The sequence below is a fragment of the Streptomyces sp. NPDC101237 genome, from assembly GCF_044767465.1.
Classification (GTDB): Bacteria; Actinomycetota; Actinomycetes; order Streptomycetales; family Streptomycetaceae; genus Streptomyces; species Streptomyces gramineus.
Genome location: NZ_JBIWNY010000016.1, coordinates 22,126 through 44,897 on the forward strand (window position 1 = coordinate 22,126; position 22,772 = coordinate 44,897).

Here is a 22,772-nt window from a genome sequence, read left to right on the forward strand (position 1 = left end):
ATGATTGATCACGCTCATGACCTGGCGTCTGTACAGGAGGCGACGGACCGGCTCCTCACCGCAGTCGCCGCACTGGACAACGCGTCCGTGACGCGACCGTCACGGCTTCCCGGTTGGACGGTCGGTCACGTCCTGGCCCATCTCGCCCGCAACGCGGACGCGCTCACGAACGTCCTCGACGGACGTCCCATGTACGTCTCCGGCGAGGCGCGGGACGCCGACATCGCGCGCGACGCCCCGCGGCCGCTCGACGCCCAGCTCGCCGACCTGCGCGAGAGCGGCGCGCGCTTCCAGGGGCGCGGGGCGCAGCCCGCGGACTGGACGCGCACGGTGGAGCTGCGCAACGGCGTCACCGACAGTGCGGCACGGGTGCCGTTCCGGCGCTGGGTCGAGGTCGAGCTGCACCACGTCGACCTGGGGATCGGTTACGACCTGGAGGACCTTCCGAAGGAATTCACGGAACGGGAGATCGACTTCCTGGCGGAACGCTTCGGCGGCCATCCGGACGTCCCCTCGACCGGGCTGCACTGCGACGACGGGCGCGTCTGGTCCACGGGCGGCGGCGCCCCGGGGGCACCGGTCGGCGTCGGGGGCGGCGCCGCGGATCTGCTCGGCTGGCTCGCCGGCCGCCGGGACGGCTCGGCCCTGAGGGTGCGGGGCGGCACCCTGCCCGCGCTTCCTCCGCTGTAGCGCACGGCACCTCGCCCGCCACTCCCCGCTATAGGCTGATCACCATGACGTACAGCGGAGAGGTGACGGTCGGCGGACCGGCGGACGTGCACGAGCTCAAGGACCTGATGATCACCAAGATCGCGGTCGGGCCCATGGACAACAACGCCTATCTGCTGCGCTGCCGCGCCACGGACGAGCAACTGCTGATCGACGCGGCCAGCGACGCGGAGACGCTCCTCGGCATGATCGGTGACGACGGCATCGCGTCCGTCGTCACCACGCACCGGCACGGCGATCACTGGGGGGCACTGGCCGAGGTCGTGGCCGCCACGGGTGCGCGCACCTACGCGGGCCGCGAGGACGCCGACGGCATCCCGGTCACCACCGACGTCCCCGTCGACGACGGCGACGTCATCCGGGTCGGTCAGGTGGAACTGCGCGCCCGCCACCTCGTCGGCCACACCCCCGGCTCCATCGCCCTGATCTACGACGATCCGCACGGCCACCCGCACGTCTTCACCGGGGACTGCCTCTTCCCCGGCGGTGTCGGCAACACGCGCAAGGACGCCGAGGCCTTCGCGCGCCTGATCCACGACGTCGAGACGAAGATCTTCGACCCGCTCCCTGACGAGACCTGGGTGTATCCGGGACACGGCAACGACACCTCGCTCGGCGCCGAGCGCCCGCACCTGCCGGAGTGGCACGCGCGCGGGTGGTGAGCGCGCAGGCACGCACGCGCGGGTGGTGAGCACGGAGTCGGACACTCGCGCGGGGCCGGACGGCCGCGGCTCGGCGTCCGCCCGGCGCGCGCCTCCCAACTCGCGCCCCGCGCACGCCTCTTCACCCGCACCCCGCGCGCACTACTGCACACGCCCGCGCGGAGTCATCGCGCGCCCCGTGTGAACAGTTCGCACGCGCCGGGGTCAAGCGCACGCTCCCCCCGCGCGCCGTCGCGCGGTCAACTGGTGGCAGCCCCGCACAGGATGACGGCTCCTGCGCGGTACGGGCCGCCGGTCATCATTCCCCGCCCTCGACCGGCGGCCCCGGCGTGCCCACGCCGCCCTCCGCCGCGGGCACCGTTCACAAGACCGCAACACCGGTTCCCAACATGCGGACAGATAGCGGCTTGACCTGGACATACGCGGCTTTCGCTGCCACTCTCCCGCCATGCATCCTGCCCCACGCGCCCTGCGCCGCGCCGTCGCCGCCGCCACCATAGCCCTGCTCGCCACCGCCGTCGGCTGTGCTCCGCAGCCGGACGACACGGCGTCGGGCGGATCCTCCTCGTCGGCCACGGCCACCTGCGCCAAGGGCAAGCTCGCCACCCGGACGTCCGGGAAGCTGACGATCGCCACGGACGAACCGGCGTACGAGCCGTGGTTCAAGGACGACAAGCCGGCCAACGGCGAGGGCTTCGAGTCGGCGGTCGCGTACGCCGTGGCGAAGCAACTGGGGTATGACAGGAGTGCGGTCGTCTGGCAGAGCGTCCCGTTCAACAAGGCGTTCGCGCCCGGCGCGAAGACCTTCGACTTCGACATCAACCAGGTGTCCATCAGCGCGGAGCGCAAGAAGGCCGTCGACTTCTCCTCGGGCTACTACGACGTCCGTCAGGCGGTCATCGCGCTCAAGGACGGCAAGGCCGCCAAGGCGACCGGCATCGCGGATCTGAAGAAGCTGAAGCTGGGCGCCCAGGTCGGCACCACCAGCCTCGACTACATCACCGACGTGGTGAAGCCCGCGCAGCAGCCCGCCGTGTACGCCAAGAACGACCAGGCCAAGTCGGCGCTGAAGAACGGCCAGGTGGACGCGATCGTGGTCGACCTGCCGACCGCCTTCTACATCACCTCGGCCGAGGTGACGGACGCGAAGATCGTCGGCCAGTTCGAGAACCAGGGCGGCGCGGCCGAGCAGTTCGGCCTGGTCCTCGACAAGGGCAGCGCGCTCACCTCGTGCGTCACCACCGCGGTCGACGCGCTGCGCAAGGACGGCACCCTGGCGAAGATCGAACAGCAGTGGCTGTCCGACGCCGTCGACGCGCCGGTGCTCAAGTGACCGTCGTCGAGGACGGTCCCGGCCGGGACGCCATACCCACGCGCGCGGACGACGACTACACGCCGTCCGCGCGCAGGCTGGAACGGGAGCGTCACCGTCGGGTCCGCGCCCGCCGTGCCACCGCGATCGCCGCGCTCTCGACGCTGGTCACGGCGGCCGTGCTCTACCTGATCGTCGTGAACGCGCCCGGCTGGCCGCGCACCAGGGAGACGTTCTTCAACGGGCAGTACGCGCGCGAGGCGTTGCCGAAGGTCCTCGAAGGGCTGTGGCTGAACGTCCGGCTGCTGCTCGTGTGCGGCGTCGCCGTCCTGGTCCTCGGCATGCTCATCGCCATCGCGCGTACGCTGCGTGGGCCGGTCTTCTTCCCGCTGCGAGCGCTCGCGGCGGCGTACACCGACTTCTTCCGCGGGCTGCCGCTGCTCATCAATCTGATGATCGTGGTGCTGGGTGTCCCGGCGCTGCGGCTGCAGGGCGTGACGGTCGATCCGGTGCTGCTGGGCGGTACCGCGCTGACGCTGACGTACTCCGCGTACGTGGCCGAGGTGTTCCGCGCCGGCATCGAGTCGGTCCATCCCTCGCAGCGCGCCGCGGCCCGCTCGCTGGGTCTCACCAACCGGCAGGCCCTGCGGCACGTGATCCTGCCGCAGGCCGTACGCCGTCAGGTGCCGCCGCTCCTGAACGACCTGGTCTCCCTCCAGAAGGACACCGGTCTCGTGTCGATCGGCGGCGCCATCGACGCCGTGCGCGCGGCCGACATCATCGTGGGCCGCAGCCTCAACTACACGCCGTACATCGTCGCCGGGCTGGTCTTCGTGGCGCTGACCATCCCGATGACCCGGTTCACGGACTGGGTGACGGCGCGGATGGACCGGCAGCGGGCCCAGGGAGGATCGATATGAGTGAGAAGCCTGTCCTGCGCATGGAGTCCGTCCGCAAGACCTTCGGCGAATCGGTGGTGCTGCGGGACGTGGACCTGGAGGTCGCCCCGCACACCGTGACCGCGCTGATCGGCGCGTCCGGCTCCGGCAAGTCGACGCTGCTGCGCTGCGCCAACCTGCTCGAGGCGATCGACGACGGCGCGATCTGGCTGGACGGCGAGGAGATCACCGCGCCGCGCGCCGACCAGGACGCGGTCCGCCGGCGTATCGGCGTGGTCTTCCAGTCGTACAACCTGTTCCCGCACATGACCGTGCTGGACAACATCACCCTGGCGCCGCGCCGGGTGCACGGCGTCCCGCGCGCGGAGGCCGAGGAACGGGCCCGGGAACTGCTGGAGCGCCTCGGGCTGGGTGACCGGACGGGCGCCTACCCGGACCGGCTGAGCGGTGGTCAGCAGCAACGGGTGGCGATCGTGCGCGCCCTCGCGGTGCGCCCCCGGCTGCTGCTGCTCGACGAGGTCACCGCCGCCCTCGACCCGGAGCTGGTGGGCGAGGTGCTGGCCATGGTCCGTGACCTGAAGGACGAGGGCATGACCATGGTGCTGGCGACGCACGAGATGGGCTTCGCCCGGGACGTCGCCGACCAGGTCTGCTTCCTCGACGGCGGCGTCGTGCTCGAACGCGGCACCGCGGAGCAGGTGTTCGGCGATCCGCGGCAGGAGCGCACCCGGCGCTTCCTGCGGCGGATCGTGGAAGCCGGACGGCTCTGAGGCGTCAGGCGTCGGCGGTGCCGGGGCCCGCCAGCGCCGCCACCCGCTCCACGCCGAAGACGTAGCCCTGTACGCCACAGCCGGCGATCACGCCGTCGGCGCGCAGGGAGACGTAGGAGTGGTGACGGAACGACTCGCGCTGGTGGATGTTGGAGATGTGGACCTCCAAAACGGGCATCCCGTCGCAGGTGTTCAGGGCGTCCAGGATGGCGACCGAGGTGTGCGAGTAGGCGCCCGGGTTGATGACGATCCCGCAGTGGCCGAGGCGTGCCTCGTGGATCCAGTCGACCAGTTGGCCCTCGTGGTTGGACTGCCGGAAGTCCACGGTGCCGCCGTGCGCCGCCGCCGCACCGGCGCACAGGGCCTCGACGTCGGCGAGCGTGTCGGAGCCGTAGATCTCGGGCTGACGCTGGCCGAGCAGGTTCAGGTTGGGCCCGTTGAGGATCATGATCGGGGCGTTGGCCAGGGTGCGGGGCACGCTTCCTCCGGTCCGTTTCTGCGGTGGGCGGACCTGGGCGGACCGCGGGTCAGACCGGTCTATCACGGTGCGCCGAGGCGCCCGCGAAGGGCACCGTGCGCCCCCGTAACGGATGGTCACCCTGGGTAGTTGACGCGGCATGCACGATGTACGCACCGTAAGGGTTCCCTCAATGCTGCGGCTGGCGGCCGCCTCGCTCGCCGGGACCGCCGTCGAGTTCTACGACTTCTTCGTCTACGGCACGGCCGCGGCGCTCGTCCTGGGGCCGCTGTTCTTCCCGACGTTCTCGCCGCTGGCGGGCACGCTGGCGGCGTTCGGAACGTTCGGTGTGGGGTTCGTGGCCCGGCCGCTGGGCTCGGTGCTGTTCGGGCACTTCGGGGACCGGCGGGGCCGGCGTCCGGTCCTGGTCGCGTCGCTGCTGCTGACCGGCGCCTCGACGGTCGCGGTCGGCTGTCTGCCGACGTACCGCACGATCGGCGTCGCCGCGCCCGTCCTGCTGCTCGTGCTGCGCTTCCTGCAGGGCCTCGGTCTCGGCGGGGAGTGGGGCGGCGCGGTGCTGCTGACCGCGGAGCACGCGCCTCCCGGGCGGCGCGCCCTGTGGTCGAGCTTTCCTCAGATCGGCCCGGCCGTCGGCTTCCTGCTCGCCAACGGGGTGATGCTGGCGCTGTCCGCGTCCCTGTCCGAGGCGCAGTTCGCGCACTGGGGGTGGCGGGTGCCGTTCTGGGCGGCGGGTCTGCTGGCACTGAGCGGACTGTGGCTGCGTTCGTCGCTCGCCGAGAGCCCGCGGTTCCTGGAACTCGACGACCACGCGCGCGTGCCGATCGCCGAGGTGGTACGTCATCACTGGCGGCTCGTGCTGCTGACGGCGGGGGCGCTCGCGGTCGGGTACGCGGTGTTCTACGCGGTCACCACCTGGTCGCTGGCGTACGGGACGGAGCGGCTCGGGGTGAGCCGGACGGACATGCTCGTCTGCATCATGGCCGCGGTGGTCGTGAAGGGCTCGCTCACACCCGTGATGGCCCTGCTGAGCGACCGTTACGGGCGGCGGCCGCTGTGCCTGGCGGGGTGCACGGCCTCGGCGCTGTGGATGTTCCCGATGGTCGCACTGCTGGCGACGGGCGAACCCGTGCTGATGTTCCTCGGGTTCACCGGCGCGCTGATCGCCTTCATCGCCATGTTCTCGGTCGTCGCCGCCTACCTCCCGGAACTGTACGAGCCCCGGGTGCGCTGCACCGGTGCCGCCGTCGGCTACAACCTCGGCGGGGTGCTCGGGGGCGCGCTCACGCCGATCGTCGCCACGGCGCTCGCGGAACACAGCGGGCGGGTGCCGTGGGCCGTGGCGGCCTATCTGACCGTGGTCGCGCTGCTGAGCCTCGGCTGTTTCGCGCTGCTGCCGGAGACGCGTCCGGTGCCGGTGGCCGTGGCCGAGCCGGTCACCGGGTGACCGGCTCGGCCACAACCGACCGCCGCTACGGGTTGATCGCCAGTTCCAGGTAGGCCGCGAACAGCACCAGGTGGACGCCGCCCTGGAGGGGGGTGGCCCGGCCCGGCACGACCGTGAGGGAACTGACCACCACGGTGAGCGCGAGCAGCACCATGTGGGTCGAGCTGAGGCCCAGGACCAGAGGCCCGGAGAGCCAGATGGAGGCCAGCGCGACGGCCGGTATGGTCAGCCCGATGCTGGCCATGGCGGAGCCCAGGGCCAGATTGAGGCTGGTCTGCACACGGTCGCGGCGGGCCGAGCGCAGGGCCGCGATGGTCTCGGGGAGCAGCACCAGCAGGGCGATGATCACACCGACGACGGCCTGGTGCAGGCCGGCCGCCTGTACGCCGGACTCGATCGTCGGTGAGACGCCCTTGGCCAGTCCGACGACGCCGATCAGGGCGAGCCCCAGCAGCCCGAGGCTGATCCAGGCGGTGCGCGCGGAGGGCGCCTCGGCGTGGTCGTCGCCGTCGATGACCTCGCCCAGCCGGGAGATCGGCAGGAAGTAGTCGCGGTGCCGCACGGTCTGGGTGGCGACGAACAGGCCGTACAGGATCAGTGAGGACAGGGCCGCGAAGGTGAGTTGGACACCGGAGAACTCCGGGCCCGGCTTGCTGGTGGTGAAGGTCGGCAGTACCAGGCTGAGCGTGGCCAGGGTGGCCACGGTCGCGAGGGCGGCGCCGGTGCCCTCGGGGTTGAAGACCGCGGTGCCGTGGCGCAGGGAGGCGACCAGGAGGCAGAGCCCGACAATGCCGTTGCACGTGATCATCACGGCGGCGAACACGGTGTCCCGGGCCAGCGTGGAACTCTTGTCGCCGCCGTCGACCATGAGGGTGACGATCAGGGCCACTTCGATGATCGTGACGGCGATGGCGAGGACCAGGGAGCCGAACGGCTCACCGACCCGGTGGGCGACGACCTCCGCGTGGTGGACGGCGGCGAGGACGGATCCGGCGAGGATCACGGTCACCAGGGCGACGACCGCGACGGGCAGACTCCGGCCCCAGGTGAACAGGAGCAGGACGACCGCGAGCACCGGCACGAGGAACGTCCACTGGGTGGTGAGCGACCTGAGCCGAGTGATCATGCAGCGATGGTGGCAGAGGCGTACGGGGTTCGCATTCCGGTCCTTTCGGATGCCGGGGGTCCGTCGCCGGCGCGGCAGGCCCCCGGGTCGTACGGGTGCGGTCGGTCGGTTACGTGGGTCGGGTCTGCACGAAGCCGGTGGGTGCGCCCCCGACCGGGAGCGCACCGCCACTTGGCGGAGCGCCGGGAGCGGTGGTCCGGCCCTGCGAATCGCACCGCTCCACGGGGTGGTCGCCCCTCCGTCCGGGGTGGTCAGACGTCGATGTTGTTCTTCGCGGGGCCTTCGCTCCGGCCCTGCGCCGCCTCGGCCGCCGCCTGCTTCCTGGAGGCCCGCAGGCTGGTGATCGTGGTGACGATCAGGACACCGCAGATGACGCCGAGCGAGACGGGGATGCTGATCTCCGGGACATGGACGCCTGACTCGTGCAGCGCGTGCAGCACGAGCTTGACGCCGATGAAGCCGAGGATGATCGACAGACCGTAGGACAGGTGGACCAGCTTCCTCAGCAGTCCGCCGATGAGGAAGTACAGCTGCCGCAGGCCCATCAGCGCGAACGCGTTGGCCGTGAAGACGATGTACGGGTCCTGCGTCAGGCCGAAGATCGCGGGGATGGAGTCCAGCGCGAACAGGACGTCGGTCGTCCCGATCGCCAGCATCACGACCAGCATCGGGGTCATGACCCGCTTGCCGTTCTGCTGGATCCACAGCTTGGTGCCGTGGTAGCGGTCGGCCACGCCGAACCGGCGTTCCGCTGCCTTGAGCAGCTTGTTCTCCTCGAACTCCTCGTCCTCCTGACCGGATCGGGCCTCCTGGATCAGCTTCCAGGCGGTCCAGATCAGGAAGGCGCCGAAGAGGAAGAACACCCACGAGAAGCTGGCGAGGATCGCGGCGCCCGCGGCGATGAAGACGGCTCGCAGGACCAGCGCTATGAGGACGCCGACGAGCAGCACCCGCTGCTGGTACTGCGAGGGCACCGCGAACTTCGCCATGATCAGGACGAAGACGAAGAGGTTGTCGACGCTCAGGGACTTCTCGGTGATGAAGCCCGCGAAGAACTCGCCGGCGGGCTGGCCGCCACCGAAGACGAGCAGGCCGGCGCCGAAGAGCCCGGCCAGGGCGATCCAGACGACGGTCCAGATTCCGGCTTCCTTGACGGATACGTCGTGCGGTTTGCGGCCGATGAAGAAGTCGACCGCGATCAGGGCGGCCAGACCCAGGATGGTGAGGACCCAAAGGGTCACGGATACATCCACTGTGCCTCCGGTTTGTGAACGGCAAAGGTCAGCGTTGTCGCTGCCGGAGGTCTCTTCCACCCGAGACGGGCCGACGCCCCGGGATCCGGTCGGATCCGTATTGACGGGTACGCCGCAGCAGACAGGGAGTACTCCCCTCCGTGAGGAAAACAGTACCCCAATCACCAAGGAAAGGTAAAGCGCTTGGTAAGGAAAAAGCCAAGATGGCAGCTCAAGGAGACTTTACGAGCGCTTGGTACGAGCGGTCGCCACCTGACGGAGCACCTCCTGGAGCACCAGGCTGCCGGGCGGCACGAGGCAGGGCTCGTACGTCCAGGCGTGCCCCACCCACGGGTCGGCTAGGTGGTCGTCCGGCACCGGAGTGAGTCGCATCAGTGAACGCCACAGCGGGTCGAGCAACGGGCCGTAGGCCGCGGCGTCCTCACGGTCGGCGACCAGCAGGAGGTGGACACCGACGGCCGGACCCTCGTCCGCGAGATAGCGCAGCCGGGTGACGGCCCGGTCGTCGAAACCGTGCGGGAACTCGTTGACGATCAGCAGGTGCCGCGTGAGGTCCAGGCCGGGCGGCAGGGCATCGGCCGCGCCACCGCGCACGGCCATCTGCACCAGGTCGACGCGCTCGGTCAGCCGGGCCAGCACGTCCGCCACACCGGCCGCTCCGACCGCGGGCGGCCCGGCCAGGACACCGGCGTCCGTCAGCGGAGCCAGCGCCAGCCCTCCGGAACCGGCCGGATCGACGACCTCCACACCGAACTCACCGGCCGGGTGGGCGGCGAGCAGCCGGGCCGCGAGCACCACCGCCGTGTGCAGCGCGAGGTGGCGCAGCTCCACGGTGTCCCCAAGGCCGCCGTCGGAGGTCGGGACGGGGCCGCTGTCGATCCACAGGCCCCGCTCCAGGGGCAGCCGGGCCAGCAGCGGGACGCGCAGCGGATCGCTCTCCGGAAGGTGCAGGTCACCCAGGCGTACGGCCATCGGTGGGTGCGTCGGCTCCCGGTAGGCGTGCCAGACGGGGTTGTCCCAGCGGGCGTACGCCGGTGGCAGGGCGGGTTCGACGACCTCGGACTCGGCGGTGAGCTGGGCGAGGTCGCGGTCGAGAACCGCCTGGGCCTGGTCGACCAGCCGGTCGCGGCGCGCGCGGGCCGCCTCGCGGGCGACGTCGCCGGCCGAGCCCAGGCGGCTGCGCGGATCGGCGAGGGCCTGGTCGAGTTCCTTCTCCATGCGGGACTCGGCGAAGTCGACGGCGCTGCGGTACGCGGCGGTGGAGCGCGCCAGGTCCTCGAACATGCCCCAGACCTGGTTGTACAGCCGCTCGTCCATGGACCAGCCGGCCGCGTCACCCGCGACGGGCGGTACCGGTCCGGCGGCCGGGGCGGACGCGGGCGGTGCCGACCGGCGGCGCCCGGGGTGCGTGTAGTCGACGGGACCGCCGGGAGCGGCGGCGGCAGCGGTGTCCTCGGAGATCCCGGGACGGACGTCGTCGAGCGCCGCCTCGGGTCCGGCAGACCGGACCGGCTGGTCGGTGCCGTCGCCGGGGGCCTGGACGCCGTACGGGGATCCGGGGACGGCGGCGCCTGCGGGGTCGGGGCCGCCGACCGGCGCGGCCGTACGGCGGGCGCGGCCGCCGTCGGTGGGTACCGCGACGGCCCGGGCCGCGCCGCGAGCCACGGCCGCCTCGATCTCCCCGGCGAGTTCGGCGGCCCGCGGCAGGCCCTGGTCGGTCAGGAGCGCGCTGAGACCGTCCGCGTAGCCCTGGCCCACCGCGCGGATCTTCCAGGCGCCCTGCCGACGGTAGAGCTCCAGGGCCACGACCGCCGTCTCGGCGTCCAGGCCGGCGAGGGTGTACCCGGCGACCTCGGTGCCGTCGAGGCCGGTGACCGCGGCGCGCGGCGCGGCGACCGCGCCGAAGCGGGGCGGGCCGCCGGGCGCCGCGGGCAGGGCGATCAGGACGCTGACCCGGTGCACGGCCTCGGGCAGGGCGTCGAGGTCGACGGCGAGCCGGTGGTCGGCGGCCGCCTGCCGGGAGACCTCGATGCCGGGCAGGGTGGGTGCGCCGGGATGGACCACCCGGCCGGCGTCCCGCACCAGACCGCCGTCGTCGGCGAGGGTGGCCCCGGCCGTCACCGGCACCTCGGCCGAGATCCGGATCTCGATCCGGTTCCGCGGGAGCGGGTGGTTCTGCCCGCGCGTCAGCTCGGCCGCCATCGCCCATGTCCCCCTGTGTGTCGTGTCGCCGCGCGGGTCCTAGAGGACCGGCAGGATCGTGGGCACCAGGTCCTGGAAGGTGCGGCCCTTGGCCGGCACACCCAGGGCCGTCAGCGTCCAGCCCGCGCCGGACCGGTGCACCTTCGCCATGATCTGGGCGGTGTACTCGCCGCCGCCGTCGAGCGTGTAGCGGGCGAGTTCCTGGCCGTTGGTCTCGTCGACCAGCCGGCAGAAGGCGTTCTGCACTTCCTGGAAGGTCTGGCCGGTGAAGGAGTTGACGGTGAAGACGATCTGGTCGATGTGGACCGGGACGCGCGCGAGGTCGACGAGGATGGCCTCGTCGTCGCCGCCCTGCCCGGCGCCGCCGACGAGGTTGTCGCCCGTGTGCCGGACGGAGCCGTCGTCACTCACCAAGTGGCGGAAGAACACCACGTCGACGGGCTGCTTGTCGGCGAACAGCACCGCGGAGGCGTCCAGGTCGATCTCCCGGGTGCGCGAGCCGAACAGTCCGCGCCGGGGTGCCGCCTTCCAGCCGAGGCCCATGCGGACCGCGCTCAGGGAGCCGCCGTCGTTCTTCTCCAGGCTGATGGCCTGGCCCTTGGTCATGTTGACGGTCACGGCTGCTGTCCCCTCGTCGGATGTCCCCGGTGGCCGCGAAGTGCGCGGTTGCCCGAAACCCTATGCAGCACCACTGACAGTGCCGAACCCCGGTCCGCGGTTTGTGTCGGTGTTGCAACACTTCGCGCCCTGGCCGGGGTCCGGTAACGGATCGGGGGTCAGGCCAGGCCCGCCTCCCTCATCTGGCGCAGTTCCTTCTTCATCTCGGAGACCTCGTCCCGCAGCCGGGCCGCGATCTCGAACTGCAGATCCGCGGCGGCGGCACGCATGCGCTCCGTCATCTCCTCGATCTGCCCGGCGAGTTCGGCCGCCGGACGGTCGGTCGGGACCGTCTCCTTCGCCTTGCCCTTGGCCGCCTTCGCCTTCGCGCCCTTCGCCGCCTTGTCGCCCAGGGCCGGAACGGGGGCCTTGGCCGCCTTGCCGTCCTTCTGCTTGCGGTAGCCCGAGCCCAGCAGCTGCTCGGTGTCCACCTCCTCGCGGGCGATCTGCGCGACGATGTCGTTGATCTTCTTGCGCAGCGGCTGCGGGTCGACGCCGTTGGCCGTGTTGTAGGCGACCTGCTTCTCCCGGCGGCGGTTGGTCTCGTCGATGGCCCGCTCCATCGCCGGGGTGATCTTGTCGGCGTACATGTGGACCTGGCCGGAGACATTGCGCGCCGCGCGGCCGATCGTCTGGATCAGCGAGGTTCCGGAGCGCAGGAAGCCCTCCTTGTCGGCGTCGAGGATGGCCACCAGGGACACCTCGGGCAGGTCGAGGCCCTCGCGCAGCAGGTTGATGCCGACCAGGACGTCGTACTCGCCGGCGCGCAGCTCGCGCAGCAGCTCGACGCGGCGCAGCGTGTCGACGTCGCTGTGCAGGTAGCGCACCTGGATGCCGAGTTCGAGGAAGTAGTCGGTGAGGTCCTCGGCCATCTTCTTGGTGAGGGTGGTGACCAGGACGCGTTCGTCCTTCTCGGTGCGCTTGCGGATCTCGTGCACCAGGTCGTCGATCTGGCCCTCGGTGGGCTTGACGACGACCTCCGGGTCGACGAGACCGGTGGGACGGATGATCTGCTCGACGACCCCGTCCCCGCGGGAGAGCTCGTAGGCGCCGGGCGTCGCGGACAGGTACACGGCCTGGCCGATGCGCTCCTGGAACTCCTCCCACTTCAGCGGGCGGTTGTCCAGGGCGGACGGGAGCCGGAAGCCGTGGTCGACGAGGGTGCGCTTGCGGGAGGCGTCGCCCTCGTACATGGCGCCGATCTGGGGCACGGTGACGTGCGACTCGTCGATGACGAGCAGGAAGTCGTCAGGGAAGTAGTCGAGCAGGGTGTTGGGCGGCGAGCCGGGCGAGCGGCCGTCGAAGTGCATCGAGTAGTTCTCCACGCCGGAGCAGGTGCCGATCTGGCGGAGCATCTCGATGTCGTACGTGGTGCGCATGCGCAGCCGCTGGGCCTCCAGGAGCTTGCCCTGCTTCTCCAGCTCGGCCAGGCGCTCGGTCAGCTCCTTCTCGATGTCGTTGACCGCCCGCTCCAGCCGCTCGGGGCCGGCGATGTAGTGGGAGGCCGGGAAGACGTACAGCTGCTGGTCGTCGCTGATGATCTCGCCGGTCAGCGGGTGCAGCGTGGACAGCGCCTCGATCTCGTCGCCGAACATCTCGATGCGGACGGCGAGCTCCTCGTAGACCGGGAAGATCTCGATGGTGTCGCCGCGGACCCGGAAGGTGCCGCGGGTGAAGGCCAGGTCGTTGCGCGTGTACTGGATGTCCACGAAGCGGCGCAGCAGCAGGTCGCGGTCGATCTCGTCGCCGACGCGCAGCGGGACCATCCGGTCGACGTACTCCTGCGGTGTGCCCAGACCGTAGATGCAGGACACGGAGGCGACCACGATCACGTCGCGGCGGGTGAGCAGCGAGTTGGTGGCGGAGTGCCGCAGCCGCTCGACCTCCTCGTTGATCGAGGAGTCCTTCTCGATGTAGGTGTCCGACTGCGGGACGTACGCCTCGGGCTGGTAGTAGTCGTAGTACGAGACGAAGTACTCGACGGCGTTGTTCGGGAGGAGCTCGCGGAACTCGTTGGCCAGCTGGGCGGCCAGCGTCTTGTTCGGCGCCATGACCAGGGTGGGGCGCTGGAGCTGCTCGATCATCCACGCGGTGGTGGCGGACTTGCCGGTGCCGGTCGCGCCGAGGAGGACGACGTCCTTCTCACCGGCCCCGACGCGCCTGGCCAGGTCGGCGATGGCCGCCGGCTGGTCGCCGCTGGGCTGGTACGGGCTGACGACCTTGAAGGGCGCCACCGTGCGTTCGATGTGGGATACGGGCCGCATGGCATCAACCGTACGACCCCGCACTGACAACCGGCTCTGATCAGTGGTTCTGCGGGGTGCGGGCGCGCTGGTGGCTCGGCCTGCGGCCGGCGCGGGGCAGCGGGCGGCGGCTCGGGTGGTGGGTGACCTCGTCGGCCGGGACGCCGGGCTTGTGCTCCGCGGGGAGCCGGTCGGGCCTGCCGAGGACCATCATGGGGTCGAAGACGACGACGGCGGCGGCGAGGCAGAGGAAGGCCAGCGGGCCCACCAGCATGGGGGCGAGCAGGGAGGCGGGCGAGTCGCCGGGAAGCGTGCCGCCGGTACGGTGAAGGTGCACGGTCATGGCGGCCATGCCGGTGTAGTGCATCCCGCTGACGGCGAGTCCCATCACGAGGCTCGCGCCGACGCTCCAGAGGAATCCGCGGACCCGCCCGGCCGCCCAGAGGGCCGAGGTGGCGGCCACCACCCCGATGGCGACCGAGGCGCCCACGGTGAGCGTGTTGTACCGCAGGGTCCCGTTGAGGCGCAGGCCCGCCATGCCGAGGTAGTGCATCGAGGCGATGCCCAGGCCGGTGATGGTGCCGCCCGTGAAGAGCGCGGTCCCGGTGGCGCCCCGGTAGCCGACGATGAAGATCCCGGCACCCACCATGAGGACGGCAAGGCCGAGGCTGGCGAACGTGATCGCCCGGTCGTAGTGGACCGGTGTCTCCTTGACGCTGAAGCCCATCATGGCGACGAAGTGCATGGTCCATATGCCGGAGCCGATCGCGGCCGAGCCCAGAGCGAGCCAGGCGGGGCGCCAGGACTGTGCCACCAGCATCGCGCGGGTCGTGCAGCGCAGCCCGAGGGCGCCGCCGAGGCAGGCCATGAGATAGGCCACCAGCGGGGTGACCACCCCGTAGCTGAATCCGTCGACCGTGCCCTGCATACGTGGCTGCCCTTCACCCTCTGCGTCCCGGAATATGTGGAATGCGCCCCCCGTCCCAGGACCGCCCGCGCGGTCAGGGTTGACGGAGAGAGTATGGCCCGCACCGGAATGGTCGAACGATATTCCGGCAAAGAAACACGGCCCTGTCGCAGTTGTGCGCCAACGGTGTGCGGACTTGGGAAATTCCACACAATCCGTGGCCGTCCCGCACCCGACCAACGGCTACTCCTTGCTGTCACTCTTGTGCTGTCCGTGTCCGCCCGACCTGAGGAGTACGCATGCACGCGCGTGCTGTCGCCGCCACGACCACCGCGCTGCTGGGCACCGCCGCCCTGCTCAGCCCCGTGCCCGCCGCCCGCGCGGGCGACGCGCGCGAGCCCACGGTGATCGCGCACCGGGGCGCCTCCGGCTACGCGCCGGAGAACACGCTCGCCGCCGTCGACAAGGCGGCCGCACTGGGATTCACCTGGGTCGAGAACGACGTCCAGCGCACCAGGGACGGCCGGCTGGTGGTCCTCCACGACGACACCCTCGCGCGCACCACCGACGTCGAGCAGGTCTTCCCCGGCCGGGCGCCCTGGAAGGTGAAGGACTTCACCGCCGCCGAGATCGCCCGGCTGGACGCGGGCAGCTGGTTCTCCTCCTCGTACACCGGGACGCGCGTGCCCACGCTGACGCAGTACATGCGCAGGATCGAGCACAACCACGAGAAACTGCTGCTGGAGATCAAGAACCCCGAGCTCTACCCGGGCATCGAACGGCAGATCGTCACACTGCTGGGGAACGAGGGCTGGCTGGACGGCGGGCACCTGCCCCGGATCGTGGTGCAGAGCTTCAGCGCCGACAGCCTGCGCGTCGTGCACGGGCTCAGGCCCGCCGTGACCACCGGATACCTCGGCACCCCGCCCGTGTCGGACCTGCGCCGGTACGCGGGCTTCACGGACCTCGTCAACCCGTCGGTGGACTCGATCTCCGCCGGCTACGTCTCCTCCGTGCACGCACTGCACGGTCCGCACGGCAAGCCGCTGCGCGTCTTCACGTGGACGGTGAACGACGCGGCCACCACCTGGAAGGCCGTCGGCTACGGCGTCGACGGGATCATCACCAACAAGCCGGACGTGGTCCGGGCCGCGCTGCGCGCGGGCTGAGCACGAGGGGGGCCGCGTTGTCAGTGGCGGCCCGTACGGTGGGGCGCATGGACAGCGAACGGCAGGACGCGCAGCGGGTGGTGTGGGCCGTCGTGGGCACCGACATCGGCCCGCTGCTGCTGGCGGCGACCCGTGAGGGCCTGGTCACCGTGGTGTTCCACGCCACGGACGCGGTGCGGGAGCGGGCCCTGGAGCGGCTGGCGGCCCGGCTGGGTGCGGAGCCCGTCGAGGACGCGGCGGCGCCGGTCCTGGCCGAGGCGATACGTCAGCTGCGGGCGTACTTCAAAGGCGACCGGCAGGACTTCGAGCTGCCGCTGGACTGGTCGCTGATCTCCGGCTTCAACCGGCAGGTGCTGCGCGAACTGGCCGCCGGCGTCCCCTACGGCACCGTGGTCGGCTACGGCGACCTGGCCGGGCGGGTGGGCCAGCCCGGCGGGGCGCAGGCGGTGGGCGCGGCGATGGGCGCCAATCCGCTGCCGGTCGTCGTGCCGTGTCACCGGGTGGTGGAGAGCGACGGCGGCATCGGCGGGTTCGGCGGCGGCCTGGAGACCAAGCGGAAGCTGCTCGCCCTGGAGGGCGTCCTGCCGGAGCCGCTGTTCTGAGGCGCCCCGGCGCACCTGGCGGTCAGCCGTAGTGCCGGGCCTCGACGACGTTGCCGTCGGGGTCGCTGAAGTAGAAGGTGCGCGGGGCCTTCCCGCGGGCGCCGAAGGAGTCGTGGCCGATGTCGGTCATGGGGACGGCGTGTTCGGCGAGGCGGGCGCGCAGGGTGTCGAACGCGTCGGACGACGGCAGGGACAGACAGATGTGGTTGACCGGGTGGCCCGCCGAGCCGGGGAGCGCCGGCATGCGCGGGGCGAGGGTGTGCGGTGCGAGGTCGAGGATCGTCTCCTCGTTGAGACGGACGGAGGGGAAGGCCACCTCTCCCGCGGTGAACTCGGCGAGCCGCAGCGGCTCCAGGCCGAGCGTCCGTTCGTAGAAGTCGGCCGCTGCGGCCGGATCGGCGACCCAGAGGACGACATGGTCCAGACGTGCCGTGCGATGCGTCATGCGGCTCAGGCTGGTGGCGTCCGGCACGGGTCGCAAGCGTTTATCCGGGCGTGCCGCCCGCCAGAGATGAGGGAAGACCGACGGACAGGAGGCAGGCGCGTGGTGCTGGTGATGTCGGAAGAGGTCCGTGAGGCGCTCGGGGCGGGCCGGGCTGTGGTGGCGCTGGAGTCCACGATCATCGCGCACGGGTTGCCGCGCCCGCGCAATCTCCAGGTGGCGCTGGAGCTGGAGGAGGCGGTACGGCACGAGGGCGCCGTGCCGGCGACCATCGCGGTGCTGGACGGGCGCCCCCATGTGGGCCTGGTCAAGGACCAGTTGGAGCGGGTCGCCAACGGGGACGGGATCCGCAAGCTGGGCCATCGCGATCTGCCGCTCGCCGTGGCGACGGGCGCGAGCGGCGCGACCACCGTGTCGGCGACGGCGCAACTGGCGGCGCTGGCCGGCATCCGGGTGTTCGCGACCGGCGGTCTCGGCGGGGTGCACCGGGAGTGGACGGTGACCCAGGACGAGTCCGCCGACCTGGGTCTGCTGGCGCGCACCAGGATCACGGTGGTGTGCGCGGGCGTGAAGTCGATCCTGGACGTGCCGGCGACCCTGCAGCGTCTGGAGACCCTGGGGGTGGCGGTGGCCGGGTACGGCACGGACCGCTTCCCGGGCTTCTACCTGTCCGACTCCGGTTATCCGGTGGAATGGACGCTGGAGACTCCGGCGCAGGTCGCCGCGGTCATGCGGGCGCAGGACGCGCTCGACGCGGCGGACACGGCCCTGGTCGTCGCCCGTCCGGTCCCCGAGGCCGAGCAGCTCGCCCCGGAGCTGCACGCGCGGGTGCTCGCGGACGCGCTGCGCGCCTGCGCCCAGGAGGGGATCAGCGGGCAGGGGGTGACGCCGTTCCTGCTCGACCATCTGGTCCGGCACACGGACGGCGCCTCACTGGAGGCCAACCTGGCGGCCGTCCGCGGCAACGTACGGCTCGCGGCGCGGATCGCCTCGGCGTGGACCGAGGGGTGACGCCTGCCGGGGAGGGCGCGCTGCTGGTCGTCGGGGATGTCGTCACCGACGTCGTCGCACGGCACCGGGGGCCGCTGGCCACCGGCACGGACACCGCTGCCGTGATCCGGACCGTGCCCGGCGGGGCCGGTGCGAACGTGGCCTGCTGGGCGGCCCGTTCGGGCTGCGGGGACGTGCGGCTGCTGGGGCGGGTCGGTGCGGACGCGGCCGAGTGGCACCGGCGGGAACTGGTCGCGGCCGGGGTGCGGCCACGGCTGGTGGTGGATCCCGAGGCCGCGACGGGGACGGTCGTCTGCCTGGTGGACGGCGGCGACTCGGCTGAGCGCACCTTCCTCACGGACAGCGGGGCGTCGCTGCGGCTGGAGCCCGCCGACTGGTCGGAGGGGCTGCTGGACGGGGTCGCGCGGCTGCACCTGTCGGGCTATCTGCTGTTCTCCGAGCGGAGCCGGGCGCTGGCGGCGGTGGCCCTGGCGTCGGCCCGCGCGCGTGGTGTGCCGGTGAGCCTGGACCCGGCGTCGGCCGGGTTCCTCGCGACGCTGGGGGTGGACCGTTTCCTGACGCTCGTCGAGGGGGTGGACGTGCTGCTGCCGAGCCGGGACGAGGCCCGTCTGCTGACGGGACTGGCCGATCCGGCCGACGCGGCGGCCGCGTTGAGCCGCCGTGTGCCGCTGGTGGTGGTCAAGGCGGGGGCGGACGGCGCGCTGCTTGCCGAGGCGGGCGGTGTGCCCGAGCGGGTGCCGGCCGAACCGGCGACGCCCCGGGACACCACGGGCGCCGGTGACGCCTTCACGGGAGCGTTCCTCGCCGCGCTGGTCGCGGGCGCGGATCCCGGGCGGGCGGCGGCGCTGGGCTGCCGGGCGGGCGCGAGGGCGGTGGAACGCGTGGGCGCCAGACCGCCCGTCACCACTGACACGGACCGCTGACGGAGCGGGAGGCTCACGGCCTCCCGGGCGGGTCCGCTCCTTCACGGCACCGCTGAAGAGCTCCCGCACTGCACCGCTGAAGAAGGCTCCTGCACTGCACCACTGAACAAAGGGGTGGGCCCGCGCGCTGTTCCGGGGCTATTCCTTGCGGCCCCACGCCGAGATCATCGGGGCGGTGACGAGGTCCATGGTGCCCGCCGCCACGTTGGCGAGGTGCTGGTCGATCTCCTCGTCGGTGGCCAGGCCCGCGGCGACGAGCCGGTCCCGGATCTGCCGGACGGTCGCGGACTCCAGGGCGGTGCAGGCGGGCGAGGCGACGGGGAAGTAGGCGTCGGCCTCCACCTGCCGGAGCCCGGCCTCGCGGAGCAGTTGCGGGAGCTTGCGTCCGTACGACAGGTCGGCGCCGCGGTCGGCGAGGAGCCCGCGGAAGCCCTGGCGCAGCCGGTTGGCGAGCCGCTGCTCGGGGCCGTACTCGTAGGGGCAGGTCAGAGGCTGGAGAGCGGGGTCGGCGTCCTCGATCAGCAGCAGGCCGCCGGGGCGCAGAGCCTTGATCATGGAGCGCAGGGCGTGTTCCCGGTCCGGGACATGGACCAGGACGAGCCGGGCGTGCACGAGGTCGAAGCCCTCCCCCGGCGGCTGCTCCGTGCCGACGTCGTGGGTGCGGACCTCGACCGGTGGGTGGGCGGCCGTGGCCAGCAGGGAGGTGTCGATGTCGGTGGCGACGACCCGGCCGGCCGGTCCGACCTTCTCGGCCAGCCAGGACACCACCGACGTGCCGCCGGCCCCGACCTCCCAGCAGCTCCAGCCCGGTGCGAGACCGAGTGCCTCCAGGTGCCGGAAGGTGGTGGGGTCGAAAAGGGCGGCGAAGGCGCCGAAGCGCTGGGCGGCCTCGCTCTGGCGGTTGTCGAGGAGGTATCCGTCGGACTGTGTCATGAAGCGATCATCCCCGTTGTCCGAATTGGGCGCGGGGGCCGACGCCCGGCGCCGCGGCGGCTGACGCCCGGTGCCGCGGCGGCTGACGCCCGGTGCCGCGGCGGGCGCTCGGTGGCGCGGCGGGCGCTCGGTGCCGCGGCGTACGGCCGCCGGACGCGGGGAACTCGTGGGCGAGGGGCGGGAACAGGCCTTCGGAGGCGGGTTGTGCACAGGCGGGAACCAACCGGAACCGGACGCTCCCCCAGCCTTACCCGTGTTTCACGCGAGGCTGGCAGACTTGCCCGCCAGGGCGCGAAAGCGCTGCACGAAGGGATCCACGCAAGGAGATCCGGATGACGATGGCAGGGAATCTGCGGAAGGTCACGGGCCTGGGCAGGGCCGGCGGCCTGCGCCGGGTGGCGCGGCTTGCCCGGCGGCGGCCCCGCGTCGACCTGAACCATCACGCGCGCTCCCCGCTGGGTTCCTCGGTGGTCAACTGCGTGACGTACGAGGGCGGGGTCCGGGTCCCCGAGTGCAGTGATCTCTACTCGGCGGTGGAGCGGGTGCGCAAGAAGGGCGAGGGATTCGTCTGGCTGGGCCTGCACGAGCCGACGGACAGCGAGTTCGTGGGCATCGCCGAGCTGTTCGATCTGCACCCGCTGGCCGTGGAGGACGCGGTCGAGGCCCATCAGCGCCCCAAGGTGGAGCGCTACGGCGAGACGTTGTTCGCCGTGTTCAAGACGGTCTGCTACGTCGAGCACGAGAAGCTGACGGCGACCAGCGAGGTGGTGAACACCGGCGAGATCATGCTGTTCGTCGGCGCGGACTTCGTGATCACGGTGCGGCACGGACGGCACGGCTCGCTCGGGCCGCTGCGCGAGGAGCTGGAGGCGACGCCGCACCAGCTCGCCAAGGGACCGGCGGCGGTGCTGCACGCGATCGCGGACCACGTGGTCGACGACTATCTGAACGTCACGGACGCGGTGCAGGCCGACATCGACCAGGTCGAGGCCGACGTGTTCGCGGAGAACGGCGCGCGGGCCGACCCCGGGCGGATCTACCAGATGAAGCGTGAACTCCTGGAGCTGAAGCGGGCCGTGGTTCCGCTGGCCAGGCCCATGGAGGAGCTGACCACCCGGCCCGTGCGGCTGATCGCACCGGAGATACAGGCCTACTTCCGGGACGTGCTCGACCACCTGATGCGGGCCAAGGAGCAGATCGCGTCCTTCGACGAACTGCTCAACTCCATTCTGCAGGCGCATCTGGCGCAGGTCACGGTCTCCCAGAACGAGGACATGCGGAAGATCACGGCCTGGGCGGCGGTGATCGCGGTGCCGACGATGGTGTGCGGGGTGTACGGCATGAACTTCGATCACATGCCGGAGCTGCACTGGCGGTTCGGCTATCCGCTCGTCATCGGTGTCATATCGGCGGCCTGTCTGGTGCTCTACCGGGGCTTCCGGCGCAACGGCTGGCTCTGAGGGACCGCGGCTCGCCGGCTGTTCAGCCGTTCCACGCCGGATGCCTCGCGTCGTCGGCGCGGACCAGGACGTCGGCCGTGCCGGCGGGATCGCTCTCGGCTTCGTAGCGCTCGAAGGCGGGCAGGGTCCAGTGGTCGGGCTCGGGGGTGCGGCGGCGCAGGGCGCCGGAAGAGAGCAGGAGGTGGACGGTCAGGTCGAAGGGGAACCAGTGCCGCAGGAGCAGCGGTCCGTGCAGCAGCAGGACCCCGCCGGGCGGGAGTTGCACGTACGGGTTGCGGGTGGCGCGGTCGGTCGCCGGGTCCCACAGGTCGGGCAGGACCCGTCCGGTGCCGCCGGGATCGAGGGGGCCGAAGACCTCCCGCCACAGGGCGTTGGTGTCGAACCAGCCGCCGTAGTAGGACTCGGCGTCGCGGCGGCCGTGCTCCAGGCGCAGTGAGGCGGGGCGCAGGAAGCCTTCCGTGCCGACGACGAGCGAGGGCCGGCCCCGCAGGCGCAACGCCTCCGCGACGCGCTCCGCGAGGTCCCCGGGCCGGGCGGCCGGGGCCCCGTCGAGGGCGACACGCGGCCAGGCCCCTCCGTCGGCGGGCTTCAGCCCGGCCAGCCGCTCGGCGAGGCGGTCGGCGAGCCGGTCCCAGGTGATCGCTTCGAGTCGCACCCGATCATGATGCCGCGTGGCCGGGGCGGTGGACCTGCCGGGGCCGGGGCACGGCGCGGGGGTTCGCCAGGACCTCCGGCGCCCGTCGCCGCACGGACGTGGGACCCCGCGCCCGGAGGGGGAATGAACCGCGTATGACACGTCTGGCAACTCCCCCTCACCACGGCGGACTTCTGGTGGTGCAGCCTCTCCGGCACAAGCGCTGCGCGGCCTGCCGGCGGGGGCCGCTGTCGATGCTGGTGCTGGAGGACGGGGCGCCGCGGTGTCTGGTGTGTGCCGATCTCGCGCACCTGGTGTTCCTGCCGCGCGGGGACACCGCGCTGACCCGGCGCTCCCGGGAGGAGAGCGCGCTGTCGGTGGTGGTGGTTCGGTTCCACCGGCGCAGGAGCCGGTACGAGCGGCAGGGCGTCCTCGTCGAGGAGGACGCCCTGGCCCGGGCGGAGGCTCGGTGCCTGGCCGACGGCGAGGCGCGGCGGCGGCGCCGGGCGCGGGACGCGAAGCGGCGGGCCCGGGAGGACGTGCGGTTCACGGCGGCCTTCGCGGCGGAGATCCTGCGGCTGTTCCCGGGCTGTCCGGCGGAGCGGGCCCGGGCGATCGCGGCGCACGCGTCGGTGCGGGGCAGCGGGCGGGTGGGGCGGACCGCGGACGGACGGGCGCTCACGGAGGGGGCGGTGGTCTCGGCGGTGGTGGCGGCAGTACGCCATGTGGACACTCCGTACGACCAGCTGCTGATGGCCGGGGTGCCCCGGTACGAGGCGCGGCGGCGGATCGCGCGGACGGTGGAGGGGGTGCTGCGGGACTGGGAGGCAGGGGTGGAGATCCGCCTGACCGGCTGACGCCGGGAGCGGGGCGGGCGTCGGCGCGGAGTTGAGGGGGGGGAAGGTGTCCGAGGCGA

At 71.9% G+C, this 22,772-nt stretch carries 22 protein-coding genes; 12 read left to right on the top strand and 10 right to left on the bottom strand.

From position 1 onward, the window contains the following. The 5 genes from ACIRQ9_RS24040 to ACIRQ9_RS24060 all read left to right on the top strand — a co-directional run bounded on the left by ACIRQ9_RS24040 (position 1) and on the right by ACIRQ9_RS24060 (position 4,372). A complete protein-coding gene (locus ACIRQ9_RS24040) occupies positions 1–690 on the top strand; it encodes a maleylpyruvate isomerase family mycothiol-dependent enzyme (RefSeq protein WP_404176993.1) in 690 nt (229 codons plus the stop codon). A gap of 44 nt (positions 691–734) precedes the next feature. After that, positions 735–1,391, top strand: a complete 657-nt coding sequence (locus ACIRQ9_RS24045; protein ID WP_404176996.1) for an MBL fold metallo-hydrolase — start codon at positions 735–737, stop codon at positions 1,389–1,391. A gap of 448 nt (positions 1,392–1,839) precedes the next feature. Further along, the gene (locus tag ACIRQ9_RS24050; protein ID WP_404176999.1) at positions 1,840–2,724 is read left to right on the top strand and encodes an ABC transporter substrate-binding protein; all 885 of its coding nucleotides are present in this window, start codon (positions 1,840–1,842) and stop codon (positions 2,722–2,724) included. Continuing rightward, positions 2,721–3,623, top strand: coding sequence for an amino acid ABC transporter permease (locus ACIRQ9_RS24055; RefSeq protein WP_404177002.1), 903 nt, complete (start codon positions 2,721–2,723; stop codon positions 3,621–3,623). The genes ACIRQ9_RS24050 and ACIRQ9_RS24055 overlap by 4 nt, the downstream gene beginning before the upstream one ends. After that, entirely contained in the window at positions 3,620–4,372 is a 753-nt protein-coding gene (locus ACIRQ9_RS24060; RefSeq protein WP_404177005.1) for an amino acid ABC transporter ATP-binding protein, read from the top strand. Before ACIRQ9_RS24055 ends, ACIRQ9_RS24060 begins: the two co-directional genes overlap by 4 nt. A 4-nt stretch (positions 4,373–4,376) precedes the next feature. Here the strand turns inward: ACIRQ9_RS24060 and aroQ are convergent, their stop codons facing one another. After that, positions 4,377–4,850 carry a type II 3-dehydroquinate dehydratase gene (gene aroQ / locus ACIRQ9_RS24065; protein WP_404177008.1) on the bottom strand — a complete coding sequence of 158 codons (474 nt, stop codon included), beginning with the start codon at positions 4,848–4,850 and terminating at the stop codon, positions 4,377–4,379. Between the two features lie 172 nt (positions 4,851–5,022). On the opposite strand from aroQ, the gene ACIRQ9_RS24070 reads away from it, so the two are divergent. Next, the gene (locus ACIRQ9_RS24070) at positions 5,023–6,294 is read left to right on the top strand and encodes an MFS transporter (RefSeq protein ID WP_404177011.1); all 1,272 of its coding nucleotides are present in this window, start codon (positions 5,023–5,025) and stop codon (positions 6,292–6,294) included. A gap of 25 nt (positions 6,295–6,319) precedes the next feature. Here the strand turns inward: ACIRQ9_RS24070 and ACIRQ9_RS24075 are convergent, their stop codons facing one another. From ACIRQ9_RS24075 to ACIRQ9_RS24100, 6 genes are all read right to left on the bottom strand, one after another. After that, positions 6,320–7,420 carry a calcium:proton antiporter gene (locus tag ACIRQ9_RS24075; protein ID WP_404177014.1) on the bottom strand — a complete coding sequence of 367 codons (1,101 nt, stop codon included), beginning with the start codon at positions 7,418–7,420 and terminating at the stop codon, positions 6,320–6,322. A gap of 251 nt (positions 7,421–7,671) precedes the next feature. After that, positions 7,672–8,673, bottom strand: coding sequence for a TerC family protein (locus tag ACIRQ9_RS24080; protein ID WP_404177017.1), 1,002 nt, complete (start codon positions 8,671–8,673; stop codon positions 7,672–7,674). Between the two features lie 222 nt (positions 8,674–8,895). After that, positions 8,896–10,875, bottom strand: coding sequence for a TerD family protein (locus ACIRQ9_RS24085; RefSeq protein ID WP_404177020.1), 1,980 nt, complete (start codon positions 10,873–10,875; stop codon positions 8,896–8,898). A 39-nt stretch (positions 10,876–10,914) separates the two neighbouring features. Beyond that, positions 10,915–11,493 carry a TerD family protein gene (locus ACIRQ9_RS24090; RefSeq protein WP_351326329.1) on the bottom strand — a complete coding sequence of 193 codons (579 nt, stop codon included), beginning with the start codon at positions 11,491–11,493 and terminating at the stop codon, positions 10,915–10,917. 158 nt (positions 11,494–11,651) lie between these two features. Beyond that, positions 11,652–13,796 carry an excinuclease ABC subunit UvrB gene (gene uvrB, locus ACIRQ9_RS24095; RefSeq protein WP_404177023.1) on the bottom strand — a complete coding sequence of 715 codons (2,145 nt, stop codon included), beginning with the start codon at positions 13,794–13,796 and terminating at the stop codon, positions 11,652–11,654. A 40-nt stretch (positions 13,797–13,836) separates the two neighbouring features. Next, complete coding sequence (locus tag ACIRQ9_RS24100) at positions 13,837–14,703, bottom strand: MHYT domain-containing protein (protein ID WP_404177026.1); 867 nt, start codon at positions 14,701–14,703, stop codon at positions 13,837–13,839. A gap of 278 nt (positions 14,704–14,981) precedes the next feature. Between ACIRQ9_RS24100 and ACIRQ9_RS24105 the strand changes: the two genes are divergently transcribed. Beyond that, positions 14,982–15,851, top strand: a complete 870-nt coding sequence (locus ACIRQ9_RS24105; RefSeq protein WP_404177029.1) for a glycerophosphodiester phosphodiesterase — start codon at positions 14,982–14,984, stop codon at positions 15,849–15,851. 47 nt (positions 15,852–15,898) lie between these two features. Then, entirely contained in the window at positions 15,899–16,453 is a 555-nt protein-coding gene (locus ACIRQ9_RS24110; RefSeq protein WP_404177032.1) for a methylated-DNA--[protein]-cysteine S-methyltransferase, read from the top strand. A gap of 22 nt (positions 16,454–16,475) precedes the next feature. Here ACIRQ9_RS24110 and ACIRQ9_RS24115 read toward each other — a convergent pair whose 3' ends face one another. Beyond that, positions 16,476–16,898: a VOC family protein gene (locus ACIRQ9_RS24115; RefSeq protein ID WP_404177035.1), complete on the bottom strand. Its 423-nt coding sequence runs from the start codon at positions 16,896–16,898 to the stop codon at positions 16,476–16,478. A gap of 99 nt (positions 16,899–16,997) precedes the next feature. Between ACIRQ9_RS24115 and ACIRQ9_RS24120 the strand changes: the two genes are divergently transcribed. Continuing rightward, a complete protein-coding gene (locus ACIRQ9_RS24120; protein ID WP_404177038.1) occupies positions 16,998–17,906 on the top strand; it encodes a pseudouridine-5'-phosphate glycosidase in 909 nt (302 codons plus the stop codon). Beyond that, complete coding sequence (locus ACIRQ9_RS24125) at positions 17,903–18,829, top strand: carbohydrate kinase family protein (RefSeq protein ID WP_404177041.1); 927 nt, start codon at positions 17,903–17,905, stop codon at positions 18,827–18,829. Before ACIRQ9_RS24120 ends, ACIRQ9_RS24125 begins: the two co-directional genes overlap by 4 nt. A gap of 138 nt (positions 18,830–18,967) precedes the next feature. On the opposite strand, the gene ACIRQ9_RS24130 is transcribed toward ACIRQ9_RS24125, so the two are convergent. After that, on the bottom strand, positions 18,968–19,762 hold the full coding sequence (locus ACIRQ9_RS24130) for a methyltransferase (protein ID WP_404177044.1): 795 nt from the start codon (positions 19,760–19,762) through the stop codon (positions 18,968–18,970). Positions 19,763–20,094: 332 nt separating this feature from the next. Here ACIRQ9_RS24130 and ACIRQ9_RS24135 point away from each other — a divergent pair, with 332 nt between their 5' ends. Then, positions 20,095–21,222, top strand: a complete 1,128-nt coding sequence (locus tag ACIRQ9_RS24135; protein WP_404177047.1) for a magnesium and cobalt transport protein CorA — start codon at positions 20,095–20,097, stop codon at positions 21,220–21,222. A gap of 22 nt (positions 21,223–21,244) precedes the next feature. Here ACIRQ9_RS24135 and ACIRQ9_RS24140 read toward each other — a convergent pair whose 3' ends face one another. Further along, entirely contained in the window at positions 21,245–21,877 is a 633-nt protein-coding gene (locus tag ACIRQ9_RS24140) for a uridine kinase (protein WP_404177050.1), read from the bottom strand. A gap of 134 nt (positions 21,878–22,011) precedes the next feature. Here ACIRQ9_RS24140 and ACIRQ9_RS24145 point away from each other — a divergent pair, with 134 nt between their 5' ends. Further along, on the top strand, positions 22,012–22,713 hold the full coding sequence (locus tag ACIRQ9_RS24145; RefSeq protein WP_404177052.1) for a DUF2293 domain-containing protein: 702 nt from the start codon (positions 22,012–22,014) through the stop codon (positions 22,711–22,713). Positions 22,714–22,772 lie beyond the last annotated feature (59 nt).

What these genes read in the sequence shown, in the direction of transcription:
- ACIRQ9_RS24040 (WP_404176993.1), top strand. Translation starts at nt 1, where the DNA reads ATGATTGATCACGCTCATGACCTGGCGTCTGTACAGGAGGCGACGGAC.
- ACIRQ9_RS24045 (WP_404176996.1), top strand. Translation starts at nt 735, where the DNA reads ATGACGTACAGCGGAGAGGTGACGGTCGGCGGACCGGCGGACGTGCAC.
- ACIRQ9_RS24050 (WP_404176999.1), top strand. Translation starts at nt 1,840, where the DNA reads ATGCATCCTGCCCCACGCGCCCTGCGCCGCGCCGTCGCCGCCGCCACC.
- ACIRQ9_RS24060 (WP_404177005.1), top strand. Translation starts at nt 3,620, where the DNA reads ATGAGTGAGAAGCCTGTCCTGCGCATGGAGTCCGTCCGCAAGACCTTC.
- ACIRQ9_RS24070 (WP_404177011.1), top strand. Translation starts at nt 5,023, where the DNA reads ATGCTGCGGCTGGCGGCCGCCTCGCTCGCCGGGACCGCCGTCGAGTTC.
- ACIRQ9_RS24075 (WP_404177014.1), bottom strand. Translation starts at nt 7,420, where the DNA reads ATGATCACTCGGCTCAGGTCGCTCACCACCCAGTGGACGTTCCTCGTG.
- ACIRQ9_RS24085 (WP_404177020.1), bottom strand. Translation starts at nt 10,875, where the DNA reads ATGGCGGCCGAGCTGACGCGCGGGCAGAACCACCCGCTCCCGCGGAAC.
- uvrB (WP_404177023.1), bottom strand. Translation starts at nt 13,796, where the DNA reads ATGCGGCCCGTATCCCACATCGAACGCACGGTGGCGCCCTTCAAGGTC.
- ACIRQ9_RS24100 (WP_404177026.1), bottom strand. Translation starts at nt 14,703, where the DNA reads ATGCAGGGCACGGTCGACGGATTCAGCTACGGGGTGGTCACCCCGCTG.
- ACIRQ9_RS24105 (WP_404177029.1), top strand. Translation starts at nt 14,982, where the DNA reads ATGCACGCGCGTGCTGTCGCCGCCACGACCACCGCGCTGCTGGGCACC.
- ACIRQ9_RS24110 (WP_404177032.1), top strand. Translation starts at nt 15,899, where the DNA reads ATGGACAGCGAACGGCAGGACGCGCAGCGGGTGGTGTGGGCCGTCGTG.
- ACIRQ9_RS24115 (WP_404177035.1), bottom strand. Translation starts at nt 16,898, where the DNA reads ATGACGCATCGCACGGCACGTCTGGACCATGTCGTCCTCTGGGTCGCC.
- ACIRQ9_RS24130 (WP_404177044.1), bottom strand. Translation starts at nt 19,762, where the DNA reads ATGACACAGTCCGACGGATACCTCCTCGACAACCGCCAGAGCGAGGCC.
- ACIRQ9_RS24135 (WP_404177047.1), top strand. Translation starts at nt 20,095, where the DNA reads ATGACGATGGCAGGGAATCTGCGGAAGGTCACGGGCCTGGGCAGGGCC.
- ACIRQ9_RS24145 (WP_404177052.1), top strand. Translation starts at nt 22,012, where the DNA reads ATGACACGTCTGGCAACTCCCCCTCACCACGGCGGACTTCTGGTGGTG.